Below are 13884 nucleotides of genomic sequence, written 5' to 3' on the forward strand. Positions count from 1 at the left end.
ATAAATGATTAAATTAATTGCGATCGACTTAGACGGTACATTATTGAATGAAGAAAAACAAATTTCAGATGAGAATAAGCAAGCTTTAGCGAAAGCAAAAGAAAAAGGTGTTAAGATCGTTTTATGTACTGGTCGTCCCTTAGCAGCAATGGCTCATTATTTGCAAGAGTTAGGATTAGTGGACGAAGGGGATTATAGCATCACCTTCAATGGTGGTCTTGTTCAAAAAAATGATACAGGAGAAATCATTGAGAAAAAAGTGATGGAAGTTGCTGATATCCATCGTTTATATGATCTTGCGCAAAAATTGGCATTGCCCTTAGATGTATTATCAGATCATGTGGTTTTACAATTACCGACTGCACCAGGGAAGAAATCTTTATACAACACATTAAATAAATTATTGCAGTTTCAACCGGCAAATTTAGCAGATCTGACAGACGAGTTTGTGTTGAATAAAGCAGTTATTGCCTATCCGCAAGCGGAATTAGATCCTAAGATCAAAGAAATACCAGCCGAATTTCATGAACGTTATGAAATCATCAAGACCCGCAGTATGCTTTTAGAATTTATGCCAAAAGGTGTGACAAAAGCTTATGGTATTTCTTTACTAGCAAAAGATTTAGGTTTAGAACCAGCTGAGATCATGGCAATTGGGGATGAAGAAAACGATTTGCCGATGATTGAATACGCTGGAATGGGTGTTGCCATGGCAAATGCCGTCCCATTTGTTAAAGAAGCAGCGAATTATGTTACATCAAGTAACTTAGAACATGGTGTAGCCAAAGTTATCGAAAAATTTGTTTTAGATTAGGGGGGATCGTATGGGCTTTTTTGATAAAATCAAGCGTGCTTTTACTGGTGAACAACAAGAACCAGAAGAAGTCGAAGTACAAGAGAAATATGATAAAGGGTTAGAAAAAACCAGAAAAACATTTGGCGAACGAATGAATGAATTGTTTGCTAATTTTCGGACAGTAGACGAAGACTTTTTTGAAGAATTAGAAGAAACACTGATTGGTGCGGATGTTGGGTTTGATACGGCTATTCAGATTTCTGAAGCGTTGCGTCAAGAAGTAAAACTGAGAAACGCAAAGAAACCAGCTGAGATCCAAAATGCAATCATTGAAAAATTAGTGGATTTATATGAACAAGAAGGAATCAATGAAGTTAATGAATTAAATCTACAAGAAGAAGGATTAACAGTTATTTTGTTTGTCGGGGTAAACGGTGTTGGAAAAACAACCAGTATCGGAAAACTAGCCCACCAATACAAAAATGAAGGAAAAAAAGTGCTGCTGGCAGCAGCCGATACTTTCCGAGCAGGTGCGATTGACCAATTAGTGGTTTGGGGCGAACGTGCTGGTGTCGAAGTGGTTCGGGGAAATGCTGGTGGCGACCCAGCAGCAGTTGTGTATGATGCGATGGAACGTGCAAAAAGTGAACAGGCAGATGTGTTGTTAGTAGATACAGCTGGACGTTTACAAAACAAAGTCAACTTGATGAATGAGTTGGAAAAAATCAAACGTGTCATTCAACGAGAATTACCAGATGCACCTCACGAAACATTACTTGTACTAGATGCGACTACTGGTCAAAATGCAATGGTACAAGCAAAACAATTTAAAGAAACAACTGATGTCACTGGGCTCGTTTTAACCAAACTAGATGGTACAGCCAAAGGTGGGATCGTGTTAGCCATCCGTAATGAACTTCACTTACCAGTGAAATTGGTAGGGCTTGGCGAAGGAATCGATGATCTTGAACCATTTGAACCTAATGATTTTGTTATTGGTTTATTTAAAGGATTGTTGAAAGAAGAGTAAGCAGTTATTCTTTTTATCAGCAAGAAGAGCATTTAGCTAAAAAATTGAATCTTTTTAGCTAGATGCTTTTTCTTATAGAAAGGTAACGGTAATTCTACATATAATGATGGTATTAGTAAGGTATGGGAGTGAACCAACCCAACCGACGAAGTAAGCGTACATAAAATTGGATAGGCTTTTTTTATATTTTGAAACAATTTCATTCTTTTTCTGGCTATTTTTTACTATAATTAGAGGCATACGAACTGGAGGATAATCAACATGAATTTTAAACAATTACTAAAACATCCTAGTTCACGTCCATTTATCGATCAAGCACGTTTTGGTGTGGAACGAGAAGGACAGCGAGTGAACCTTACAGGAGATCTAACACGTACTGATCATCCAAGTGTTTTTGGCGATCGTACGTTTCATCCATATATACAGACAGACTTTAGTGAAACACAAATTGAATTAATTACACCAGTCACCGATTCGATCCATGAGCTTTTCCAATATATGTCAGCCATTTATGATGTTGCTGCTCGCTCAATTCCTGAAAATGAAATGATCTGGCCTTTAAGTATGCCACCAGCATTGCCAGCAAAAGATGAAGACATCATGATTGCAAAATTAGCAAATTTTGAAGATGTGTTATATCGCCGCTATTTAGCTAAAGAATATGGGAAAAGAAAGCAAATGGTTAGTGGTATCCATTTTAATTTTGAATTTGGAGATGATTTGCTTCGATCGTTGTTTGTGCAACAAACAGAGTTTTCGGAGTTTGCTGCTTTTAAAACAGAGCTATATTTGAAAACTGCGCGCAATTTTCTGCGCTATCGGTGGTTGATTACCTATTTTTATGGGGCATCACCATTAAGTGAAGCAAACTATTTCATTGATAAACCAGCTCCTAATGAGCCAGTTCGAAGTATTCGGAATAGTTCGTATGGTTATACGAATCATCCAAATGTCAAAGTTTCGTATGCTTCAATGGAGCAATATTTGTTCGACATTGAAAAGATGGTTGAAGAAGGAAAACTATCAGAAGAAAAAGAATTTTATACGCCACTTCGTTTTCGTGGTGGTAAACGGGTAGCAGATTTAGCTAAAACGGGTGTGCGTTATATCGAATTAAGAAATATCGATTTAAATCCCAATGCACGTTTAGGAATTGATCAAGAACAAGTTCGTTTCTTACAGTTATTTTTAACTTATATGTTATGGACGGAAGAAAAAGAAGCAGCTGATCAATGGGTAGAAGAAGGAACTAGAAAAAATGAAATCGTCTCTCTTGAACATCCTCTAAATCAAACCGAGTTTATCGAGGAAGGCCGTTATCTTTTAACTGATATGAAGAAAATGGCGCTCGAACTTGAGCAACTAGAGGCACTACCATTGATTGAAAAAATGTTAGAAGAACTGGAACGTCCAAGTGAAACACTAGCAGGAACAATCTATCAAGCAGCAAAAGAAAGTAGTCAACATCAGTTTGCTACCTCTTTGGGTCTTTCTTACTATCAAAAAGCGCATGAACGTCCGTATCAACTCGCAGGATTTAGAGAGATGGAGTTGTCTACGCAAATCTTGTTATTTGATGCGATCCAAAAAGGTATTGAAGTGAAAGTGATTGACGAATCTGATCAATTTTTGCGGTTACAGCATCACGATCATATTGAGTACGTGAAAAATGCAAATATGACAAGTAAAGATAGCTATATCGTTCCCTTGATCATGGAAAATAAAACGGTCACTAAAAAAGTCTTGAGAGAAGCCGGCTATCGTGTGCCAAACGGAGCCGAGTTTACGACAATGGAGGAAGCAGTCAAAGCCTATCCAAGATTCGCAAACAAAGCATTTGTCATTAAACCTAAATCAACGAACTATGGACTAGGCATCACGATTTTTAAAGATGGTGCTGATTTAGCGGACTATCAAGCCGGACTTGCGATTGCCTTTAGCGAAGATCGTTCGATTTTAGTAGAAGAATTTATGCCAGGCACGGAATATCGCTTCTTTGTGATTGATGGCAAAGTCAAAGCAATCATGCTTCGTAAACCTGCGAATGTCGTCGGAGATGGACAACGTACAGTTGCTGAATTGGTCGCTGAAAAGAATCTTGATCCTTTAAGAGGCACAAATCATCGAGCACCTTTAGAACTAATTCAATTAGGAGAATTAGAGCAACTGATGTTAAAAGAACAAGGGCTTACCGTTTCTTCTGTTCCCCAGAAAGATCAGGTTGTTTATCTACGAGAAAATTCTAATATTAGTACAGGTGGCGATTCGATTGATGTCACAGACGAATTTTCTGAAAGTTATAAGCAGATAGCTGTTTCTGCAGTTGAAGCTTTAGGCGCAAAAATTAGTGGAATCGATTTGATTATTCCGGACAAAGAGGTAGCACCGGAAAACAGCGCTACTGCTTATGGGATTATCGAAGCTAACTTTAATCCAGCGATGCATATGCACGTGTACCCATTTGCAGGTAAAGGGAGAAGATTGACTTTAGACGTGTTGAATTTATTGTATCCTGAACTTAATATCCTGACTCAAAATTAATCACATTATGGCAAAACTCACTAGCTAAAAAATAAACCATAGAATCCAGAAAATAAGGGTGTTATTTTCGGATTTTATGGTTTTTTTATGCATCGGGTTGCTAAGTACACGATTTATTTTTAAAAGTCATGTACAAATGATCGCCCTGTTTACTACTTTTACTGCTCAGTCTCTTAGATTTTTTTGAAAACAAGTATGAAATCAAAAAAAACGAACAAAAACTGAATCTAGTTTAATGATAAGCTTTTTTTGTTCAATCAGGACAGTATAAAAATACCCGATGTTTGAAAAAGAAAGTGAGTGAAATAAATGAAAAAAAGTACTTTTTTAATCAGCACTGGCTTGTTGGCTTCTTTTTTATTAATTAATAATCCAAGGGTATACGCAGCAAGCACAACTACGACTCCGAGTCCAGCAACAGCTGAAACACCGATCAGTGCGCCACTTGAATTACCAACGAATGGTGGGAGTAATCCAACGCCACCAAGTAATACGAAAGATCCTGCCAGCTCATCTGATCCAGGGAATAAATCAAATAATCCTACGGTTGCCTTTGGGATTGCTTATGAACCAGGTACTTTTACAATCCCGTCAACAAAATTATTGGAAACTGGCTCTCAAACGATCCCTGTGACCATGCCGCAAAATTCTGGCACCTTTGATGTCGGGGTCAAAGACAAAACTCGGGAAACTATGGGATGGTCTTTAAAAGCACAAGTTGTTTGGGATAATGGAGAAAAAGGAATGTCGATCCAAACCGCCCATACCGGAACCGATGCGAAGGTCAATACTGGAAATGGTCAGTTAGTGGACGCTCCAGCTGGTTCAGTTACTGCTGTGTCTAATGCTGAGATTACATCAGATGCTCAGGTTTTGTTGATGTCAGGAGCACAGGGTATTGTGCATAATGACACCTATGATTATGGATTAGGACATGTGTCTCTTAAAATAGCAAATACAAAAACAATGCCAGCAGGGACACATACAGGACATGTCGAATGGAATCTATCGGTTGCTCCATAATTACCTTAAAAAGGGAAAGGACTTACTCTTTTCCTTTTTTTGATTATTGGCAGACCAAGCTTTTGATCAAAGAGCTGCTGATAATCAAAAAAAGGAAGGAAGAACGGTATTGTTAAAAAAAGTGCAATCAATCATCTTATTTCTTATGTTTATGTTTATTGGTACGTTGGATGTTCAAGCAGAAGAAATAATGGGAGGCTATACGATCGAACGTATCCCAAATGTACATCAAATTGATACTAGTTTAGGCTATTTTTATCTATGTGAGCAACCAGGCACACAAGATCAATTGGGTGTTAAATTGATCAATAGTTCAAATCAGGAGAAACGATTAACGATTAAAGTTACAAACGCAAATACCAATGTGAATGGTTTGTTAGATTATACAGGTACGATAAAAGACAACAAAGATTTGAAATTACCATTGACTTCGATCGTCAAAGCGACACAGTCAGAAGTCAAAGTACCAGCAAAGAGTGAAGTAAAGACCTCTCTTACGGTTACATTACCCAAAGAAAAATTTCTCGGTGTGGTCGTCGGAGGAATCGTGGTTTCTGAGAAAGCTGAAAAAACACCAAAAGACCAGAAAAAAGAAGTATCAATCGAAAATACGTATAACTACACATTAGGAGTAGTTTTAACCAACAATGCAAAAACCAAAATGAATCAACCTATTTCTGTTACTTTAGAAAAAGTCGCTCCGATTTTATCAAATGGAAGAAAAATCATTCAAGCAGATATTTTAAATCCTAACCCTTATATATTTGATCAAGCAACTGTTGCAGGTAAAATTCTTGAAAAAAATACAGATAAAGTCATCAAAGAGCAACAAAAAACAAATGTAAATATTGCACCTTATTCAGTCTATCCTTTTCAATTTGATTGGAAAAAGGATGAACTAAAAGCAGGGACATATGTTTTTACTGGTTCAGTTAAGGCAGGTGGCAAGGAATGGTTGTTTAGCAAAGAATTTACGATTAATCCTACAACAGCTCAGGATATCAATGAACGGTCGATTTATCATGTTGTTGTTCCTCAGTGGCTCCAAATTAGTTGGATCATTCTCTTTTTAGTCAATGCAGCTGGCATCATCTATCTGGCTATAAGATATAAGAAAAAATAATGAGTACTCATTCTCTTTTTTCGTTTATATCCATTTTTAGAAAAAATAGGAGTATGAATGATTTACTTTATGAACAGAAATAACATACTTTCAAAGGAGGAATCAAATAAGTATAAGTCTTATATTTATTTGATTGGAAGGAGTGGACAATTATGTATACGATACCGATTTTTATTATTTCAACGGGTATTCTCTTCATGGGCGCAGCTATTTACCTGTTTTTAATAAATTATAAAAGAGTGATTATAGGAGAAGAAAATAAAACGATTCTTTATCTTAATACACTAATTCTTGTGATTTCAATTAGTTTAATCTTATTAGGCGTTGGATACTTTTTCGTTGTGGCGAAACAATTATAAGTGAAGAGGAGCTGACTGATTTGAGAAAAATAAAATATGTTTCGATCATGATGATTTTGTTAGGAAATATGGTTTATTATGGACAATCAGGCTTTGCGGATAGCCAAACAGCGACTACCGTTGAAAACAACGACTTGAAGCAAGTAGTAGAATCGCCAACAGCAGGAAGTCATGAGGGAGTCTATCAACACATCAACTATCGATTGAATAATTCAGAACTAACACTGTCAGGATTGTCAGACAATACCCAATTCCCAGACATCGTGATTAATTCTTCATTTTTAGATGCTATTCAACCAAATATAAAAAAACTAATCTTATCTCCACAATTTTTGAGAGATATCAACAAAAATGAAGTACGTTCTTTGACGGTGTCTGCTGATCTCCCTTTCACCCCTTGCATTGCTAGTGATCATGGGAATAGTGTCAATCTGACACAAGTATTTTCTGGAAACCAAACACTCAAAAATGTTGATTTTGGGCTGACTGATTTTAGTCAGGTGGTTAATACAAGTGAGATGTTTAAAAACTGTACTCAATTACAGTCTGTAAAGATCCACAAACTTGATGCGACTAATCTATCAGGTATGTTTATGAATTGTCCGGATTTAACACAAGTGAAAATCTTAGAAAATGAAATGCCAGAAGATTTGAGTGATATGTTTAATGCTTGTCCACAGTTAACAAAAATTGAGGGAATCAACAATTGGAAGACAACCATGATTAAAAGTGTCAAAGGATTCGTCACTAATTGTCACGCATTAAAAAATTTAGATTTAAGTCATTGGCCTGTTTCATTACAGAATCAATTGCAAGAACAAAATGAACATTCTATTGAGGGGAGTTATGTAGCGACATCCCCTGTAGATCAAGTAACTTCCTCTGTTACAGCAGCAACCGGTACTGTATCAGAATGGCAATATCAGTTGACGCCACAAAAGGATCGTTATCTTTTAACGAAATACATTGGTAAGAGCCAAGAAATCGTTGTACCTACAGTAATCAATGGGAAACCGACTATTTTGAACAATATCAATCATGCTGTTTTCCCTAATTATAAATCGATTACCAGTTTTAAAATTGCTTCTGGGAATAAAGTACCAATTCAAACGACAGATTTAAGGTATGCTTTTCAGTTTTGGTCGAACTTAAAGGAAGTAGATTTGACTGGATTGAATGTTAGTACAGTGACAAATACAGGAGCGATGTTTGCTAATGATCCTCTTTTAACTAAAGCGAATCTGAGTGGTTGGGATACTTCCCATATTACAGATATGAATTATATGTTCAATGCAGATCGAAATTTACAAGAATTAGAATTAGCAAATTGGGATGTTCGTCAAGTGATGAATATGAGTTATATGTTTGCCTATTTATCTAGTTTAAAAAAATTAGATTTGAGCTCTTTTCAAACAGAGAAAGCAAAGTTTATGAATAGCATGTTTCTTGGCATGAATGAGTTAAACTTATTAGATTTAAGACAATTTGATCTGACGAATGTCACTGATACTACTAATATCTTTACTACAGACAACAAGACCCCACTATTAGTTATTGCCAAAGATAATAAACTATTGAATTATAATTATCTTTCAAATAATCGGATAATCGCTGGTCCTACTTTTGATGCCAACGGGGGGACGTTTGAAGATAATAGTATAACAAAACACTATTTCCAATCTGTTGCGGTTTCTCCTACCGATCCTAAACTACAAATGGCAACACTTGATCAATTCAAAGCTACTCTAGTCGCTGAGAAACCAAATAGCATTTTTATCGGCTGGAACATAAAAGAAGGGGGCAGTGGAAATCAGGTGACAGACTTACTCAATACGACTTATCAAGCCATCTGGTCACCATTACCAGAAATGCCATCTCCTTCAGACAATATGAGACCGGGAACAACAAGTTCATTTGGACTTTCTTATATCCCTAAGAAATTTAGCTTTCTTGAAACACCATTAAAAGAATCAGGAGAGCAATATATTCCATTTATTAAACAAACTTCTTTTGATGTCGGTGTATGTGATGAGAGTCAAACTAATAATAGTTGGTCACTACAAGCGCAACTTGTTTGGGATAGCGCTCAGGAGATTCCAACAAGCTCGATCGTCCTAACTAACCAAGGTATCGTGAAGAAAAATATCAATGATGGAAATGCGCCATTTAATCCTAGTACGGACTTGGTTGATTGTGGTAGTGAAGTCCAAGGTACTATTTCACCAGAAATAAAAACGGATAGCCCAACCGTTATAATGAAAGCTACTCAAGCAATTCATACCTCTGTCTATAATTATGATTTAGGAAATGTCTCGCTCAAAATCACTGATGCAAAGGTAGCGCAACCCGGAAATTATACGGGGCACGTTGAATGGAATTTAGTTAATGCCCCTTAAAATTGATTGAATAGTTATGAAGATCAAAAGAAATTAGCTATGGGATAATATAGGTGAAAGATTTTTTACTGAATGAGGTATGTTGTAGATTGAAAATAGTGTTCAACGCCAAAAAAAGAGAAGATACTTAAATTGCTTGTCAATTTTAGTATCTTCTCTTTTTTAGAGATTGTTTTGAGTATCATGCCTTTTATGGGAAATATGACAGTCAGCATAAGCTTAAAATAGTCGTTCCCAAAAACTTTTTTTCTTCGGCTGTTCTTTTGGAGAAAGAGACTCTTGTTTGGGATATTTCTTTTCTACATCAATGACTGGCTCGTTGACCGCTTCTTTAGCAGCGACTAATAAACCAAAGCTATTGGGATCATCAGATACATAATCATTAACGATCGTAAAGCGTACATTTTGTTTGGTAGCAAGTTGGATATATTGATTCTGGATCGTTAAAGGTAGCGAGCCATTCAGAAGAACCGTAACATCGGGTTGTTTTTCGATTTCTTTGAGAAAGTTTTCTTTGTTTATAGGATCTTTCATCTCAGCTACAGTCATACTTAAATAGCAACGTTCACGGAATGTCCCCATATATTTATGTTGTTCCTCCGGATTAACTAATGGTGTACCATACATCCCCTTATCTAAGTGGCTTTGTACATCATCTTTTGACATCAAAATATCCTCCTTTTCATTGTATAGCTAATAAAAGTATAACATACAAACAATTGAAGTTTGAAAGGAAAAAAAGCGGTTGCTTTTGTTCATCTGTTCACTTAGAATAAGAATGAGAATCATTATCAATTACAGGAGGGGTTTGATGCGCTACGGTTGGCTCATAGGGTTGTTAGGTTTACTGACTATCAGCTCATTATTTATTGGTGTCTCAACGATTCAAGTAATTGATTTGCTTCAATTCAAAGGACAAAGCACGCAATTGTTTCTTGCCACTCGTCTGCCACGAACGGTTTGCCTGATCCTTGCAGGAGCAACTAGCAGTATTTGTGGCTTGATCATGCAACATTTGACGCAAAATAAATTTGTTTCGCCTACCACAGCTGGAACGATGGATAGTGCAAGATTGGGTATTTTAGTGGTGATGCTTTTTTTACCAAATGCACCGTTGCTTTTACGTTCATTTACCGCTTTTTTGTTTGCTTTTGGTGGGACACTTTTATTTCTTTTTTTGGCACAAACGTTACCTCAAAAGAATCAACTGATGTTACCATTGATCGGTGTCATGTTAGGTAATATCATCGGCTCCATTGCCACTTTTTTTGCTTATCAATTTCAATTGATCCAAAATATGTCTTCTTGGTTACAGGGGAATTTTGCCACGATTATACGTGGAAATTATGAATTGCTTTATGTAACCGTTCCATTATTAATCGTTATTTCTTTCTTTGCTTATCGATTTACGATTGTTGGATTGGGGGAGTCATTTGCGGTCAATTTAGGGATTGACTATAAAAAAATGCAGTTACTAGGGATCGGTCTCGTTTCTTTGGCTAGTGCGATTGTTTTGATCATGGTGGGAAGTATTCCATTTTTAGGGGTAATCATTCCAAATATCACAGCCCGTTTATATGGAGATCAAGTACATAAAACAATTGGTATTACTGCATTGTTGGGAAGTGTTTTCTTACTTTTTTGTGATATCGTTGCTCGCTTGGTGATCTACCCTTACGAAATCCCAGTAAGTGTGATCGTGGGGATCTTCGGGGCAATTATTTTTCTCTATCTGTTGGTTAGGAGGAAAAAATATGCTTAAAAAAAGGGGCGTATTCATTGGACTGTTGCTTCTTGTCCTCTTAGTGATTATGAGCTATTTAACGATCAACACTTATGGAAATTGGCAATTTGCTTGGGCCTTACGGAGTAAAAAAATCGTTGCTTTTTTACTTGTTGCGTTAGCCACCAGTAGTGCCACGATCAGTTTTCAGACAATTACCCAAAATCAGTTTCTGACACCCTCAGTATTAGGACTAGATTCTCTCTATGTCTTAGTTCAAACGGTCCTTTTCTTTGTCGTTGGGGGTGTGACCATGCTTCAGCAAACAGGGACTGGCTTTTTTTTGACAAATATTGCGTTAATGGTAGGTCTGAGTCAATTACTCTTTTTCTTTTTACTGAAGAGAGGGCAAACGAACTTGTTTTTGCTTTTGATGACTGGTGTCATCTTAGGGACTTTATTCAGCAGCATTAGTACATTTCTACAAGTGGTGATGGACCCAAACGAATATGATTTATTACAAGGAAAATTATTTGCTAGTTTTGGGAACATCCCTAGTCATTATCTAGTACCAGCAACTATATTGATTAGTGGTACATGGCTCTTTTTGTTTTATAAAAGTCGTTATTTAGATGTTTTTCATCTAGGGCAAGAGCAGGCAATCAATTTAGGAATCGATACAGAGCGATTTCAATTTTTAATCCTGTGTTGTGTCAGTCTTTTAACAGGAACAGCAACGGCATTAGTAGGACCATTAACTTTTTTAGGTTTTATTGTAGCAAATGTTAGTTACCGATTATTTGCGACTTATCGGCATCGAGAGTTGTTTTTAGGTAGTTTTTTGGTAGCGTTACTGTTTTTGGTAGGGGGACAACTGCTGGTTGAACAAATTTTTAAATGGAATACCACTGTCAGTGTCATCGTAGAGTTTTCAGGAGGACTGTACTTTATGATCAAACTGATTCGAGAAAGGAAGACAATTGGATGATCGATTTAAAAAAGGTCAATAAAAGTTACCATGACAAACGGGTAGTCAAAGATGTCGATGTCTCTATCCATGACCAAAGATTAACGGCTTTTATTGGTCCCAATGGTGCTGGTAAATCAACGGTTTTATCCATGATTAGTCGTTTGATTGCGAAAGATACTGGGGAAATCTATCTTGATCATAACGAAGTGAAAGCCTGGCGATCAAAAGAATTAGCTCAAAAATTAGCCATTTTACGCCAATCAAATGGCATCAGTATGCAAATCACAGTGGAAGAACTGGTAGAATTTGGGCGCTTTCCTTATACAAAAGGCAAGCTAACTACAAAGGATCAACAAATCGTGGCGGAAGCTTTGCAGCACTTAGGTTTAACCTCCTTAAAAAACCAGATGATTCATACGCTTTCGGGTGGGCAATTACAACGAGCTTATATAGCGATGGTGTTAGCCCAAGATACCGATTATATCTTACTTGATGAACCGTTAAATAATTTGGATATGAATTTTGCTGTTCAGATCATGCAAATTTTACAACACTTAGTTCGAGATTTAGGGAAAACGATCATTATTGTGCTTCATGATATCAATTTTGCAGCAAGCTATGCGGATGAGATCATTGCCATGAAAAATGGGGAACTGTTTATTCAAGGAGCCACCAATGAAATTATCCAAAAGAACATCTTAGATGAATTATATGAAATGGACATTCGAGTTTGCGAGATTGAAGGACGCAGATTCTGTCTTTATTTTTAAAATAGCAGAAGGAGAATCGGAATGAAAAAATTAGTTGTCAGTTTTTTATTAGTAGCAACAGTAGCGTTAGCAGCATGTGGTAGCAATGCGGGGAGTACTACGACAAATACGAAAACCAGCGGCGGAGAAGTTCAATCTTCTTTGACCGTAAAAGACAGTAACGGTGAGAAAATTGAAGTTAAACAAAAACCTCAAAAAGTCGTCGTCTTTGATAATGGTTCTTTAGATACTTTGGATGCATTAGGAGTGGGGGATAAAGTCGTTGGTGCGGCCACGAAGAATTTACCAGACTATTTGGCAAAATATAAAGAAGTGGATTCCGCAGGCGGACTTAAAGAACCTGATTTAGAAAAAATCAACCAAATGCAACCTGATTTGATCATTATCTCAGGTAGACAAAGCGATTATCAAGAGGAATTAAACAAAATTGCGCCTACTTTATATTTAGCTGTTGATTCAAGCAAGCCATGGGAATCGATACAACAAAATGTTCAAACCTTAGGAAAGATTTTTGATCGAGAAGATCAAGCCGAGGCAGGACTTACCGATTTAACTAAAAAAATCAATGAGATAAAAGAAAAAACAAGTAATCTTGATCAAACTGCGTTAGTGACGTTAGTCAATGAAGGACAATTATCCGCCTATGGTTCAGGATCACGCTTCGGACTTGTTCATGATGTCTTTGGTTTTAAACAAGCAGATGAACATATTGAAGCTTCTACTCATGGACAAAGCGTCTCTTATGAATATGTATTAGACAAAAATCCTGGTATTCTTTTTGTGGTAGATCGTACGAAAGCGATCGGTGGCGATGACAGTAAGGATAATGTCGCTGCGAATGAGTTGATTGCACAAACGGATGCAGGTAAACATCATAAAGTGATTTCGCTACAGCCAGACGTTTGGTATCTAAGTGGTGGAGGCTTAGAATCCATGAAATTAATGATTGAAGATGTTGCTCAAGCCTTGAAATAAAGTAAAAACGAGATGGGACGATTGTTATCGGTCTCATTTTCTTTATATATAAAAAAATATTAGATTCTATAGATGGTGGAGTAATCTTTTTTATAGTCATAACGGGATGTGCTCATATTTATGTAAGCTTAGAACAGCTATTTCTTTCTTGAGGAAAAAATTAATGAATATTATATCT

The 13884-nt window shown here is 36.7% G+C and carries 12 protein-coding genes; 11 read left to right on the forward strand and 1 reads right to left on the reverse strand.

Features of this window, described 5'->3' with window-relative positions:
* The first annotated feature begins 4 nt into the window (after positions 1 to 4).
* The 7 genes from IGL28_RS00570 to IGL28_RS00600 all read left to right on the forward strand — a co-directional run bounded on the left by IGL28_RS00570 (position 5) and on the right by IGL28_RS00600 (position 9268).
* The gene (locus tag IGL28_RS00570; RefSeq protein WP_063626406.1) at positions 5 to 814 is read left to right on the forward strand and encodes a Cof-type HAD-IIB family hydrolase; all 810 of its coding nucleotides are present in this window, start codon (positions 5 to 7) and stop codon (positions 812 to 814) included.
* A gap of 10 nt (positions 815 to 824) precedes the next feature.
* A complete protein-coding gene (gene ftsY / locus IGL28_RS00575; protein ID WP_010720411.1) occupies positions 825 to 1826 on the forward strand; it encodes a signal recognition particle-docking protein FtsY in 1002 nt (333 codons plus the stop codon).
* A gap of 261 nt (positions 1827 to 2087) precedes the next feature.
* Entirely contained in the window at positions 2088 to 4367 is a 2280-nt protein-coding gene (gshAB, locus tag IGL28_RS00580; RefSeq protein WP_081128358.1) for a bifunctional glutamate--cysteine ligase GshA/glutathione synthetase GshB, read from the forward strand.
* A 309-nt stretch (positions 4368 to 4676) separates the two neighbouring features.
* Positions 4677 to 5390, forward strand: a complete 714-nt coding sequence (locus IGL28_RS00585) for a hypothetical protein (protein ID WP_081128357.1) — start codon at positions 4677 to 4679, stop codon at positions 5388 to 5390.
* A 109-nt stretch (positions 5391 to 5499) separates the two neighbouring features.
* Complete coding sequence (locus IGL28_RS00590; protein ID WP_081128404.1) at positions 5500 to 6513, forward strand: DUF3324 domain-containing protein; 1014 nt, start codon at positions 5500 to 5502, stop codon at positions 6511 to 6513.
* Between the two features lie 152 nt (positions 6514 to 6665).
* Positions 6666 to 6872, forward strand: a complete 207-nt coding sequence (locus IGL28_RS00595) for a hypothetical protein (protein WP_081128355.1) — start codon at positions 6666 to 6668, stop codon at positions 6870 to 6872.
* A gap of 20 nt (positions 6873 to 6892) precedes the next feature.
* On the forward strand, positions 6893 to 9268 hold the full coding sequence (locus tag IGL28_RS00600) for a BspA family leucine-rich repeat surface protein (protein ID WP_081128354.1): 2376 nt from the start codon (positions 6893 to 6895) through the stop codon (positions 9266 to 9268).
* A gap of 219 nt (positions 9269 to 9487) precedes the next feature.
* On the opposite strand, the gene IGL28_RS00605 is transcribed toward IGL28_RS00600, so the two are convergent.
* On the reverse strand, positions 9488 to 9934 hold the full coding sequence (locus tag IGL28_RS00605; RefSeq protein WP_010720405.1) for a YueI family protein: 447 nt from the start codon (positions 9932 to 9934) through the stop codon (positions 9488 to 9490).
* Positions 9935 to 10079: 145 nt separating this feature from the next.
* On the opposite strand from IGL28_RS00605, the gene IGL28_RS00610 reads away from it, so the two are divergent.
* Genes IGL28_RS00610 through IGL28_RS00625 form a run of 4 tightly spaced genes read left to right on the forward strand, consistent with a single transcriptional unit; the run spans position 10080 to position 13706 of the window.
* Positions 10080 to 11030 carry an ABC transporter permease gene (locus IGL28_RS00610; RefSeq protein ID WP_010736816.1) on the forward strand — a complete coding sequence of 317 codons (951 nt, stop codon included), beginning with the start codon at positions 10080 to 10082 and terminating at the stop codon, positions 11028 to 11030.
* The gene (locus IGL28_RS00615; protein WP_128427454.1) at positions 11023 to 11979 is read left to right on the forward strand and encodes an iron chelate uptake ABC transporter family permease subunit; all 957 of its coding nucleotides are present in this window, start codon (positions 11023 to 11025) and stop codon (positions 11977 to 11979) included. Before IGL28_RS00610 ends, IGL28_RS00615 begins: the two co-directional genes overlap by 8 nt.
* Positions 11976 to 12731, forward strand: a complete 756-nt coding sequence (locus IGL28_RS00620; RefSeq protein WP_034698655.1) for an iron ABC transporter ATP-binding protein — start codon at positions 11976 to 11978, stop codon at positions 12729 to 12731. The genes IGL28_RS00615 and IGL28_RS00620 overlap by 4 nt, the downstream gene beginning before the upstream one ends.
* A gap of 21 nt (positions 12732 to 12752) precedes the next feature.
* Complete coding sequence (locus IGL28_RS00625) at positions 12753 to 13706, forward strand: siderophore ABC transporter substrate-binding protein (protein WP_081128351.1); 954 nt, start codon at positions 12753 to 12755, stop codon at positions 13704 to 13706.
* Positions 13707 to 13884: the final 178 nt, after the last annotated feature.

This window comes from Enterococcus sp. AZ077, assembly GCF_051714965.1.
Taxonomy (GTDB): domain Bacteria; phylum Bacillota; class Bacilli; order Lactobacillales; family Enterococcaceae; genus Enterococcus_B; species Enterococcus_B hirae.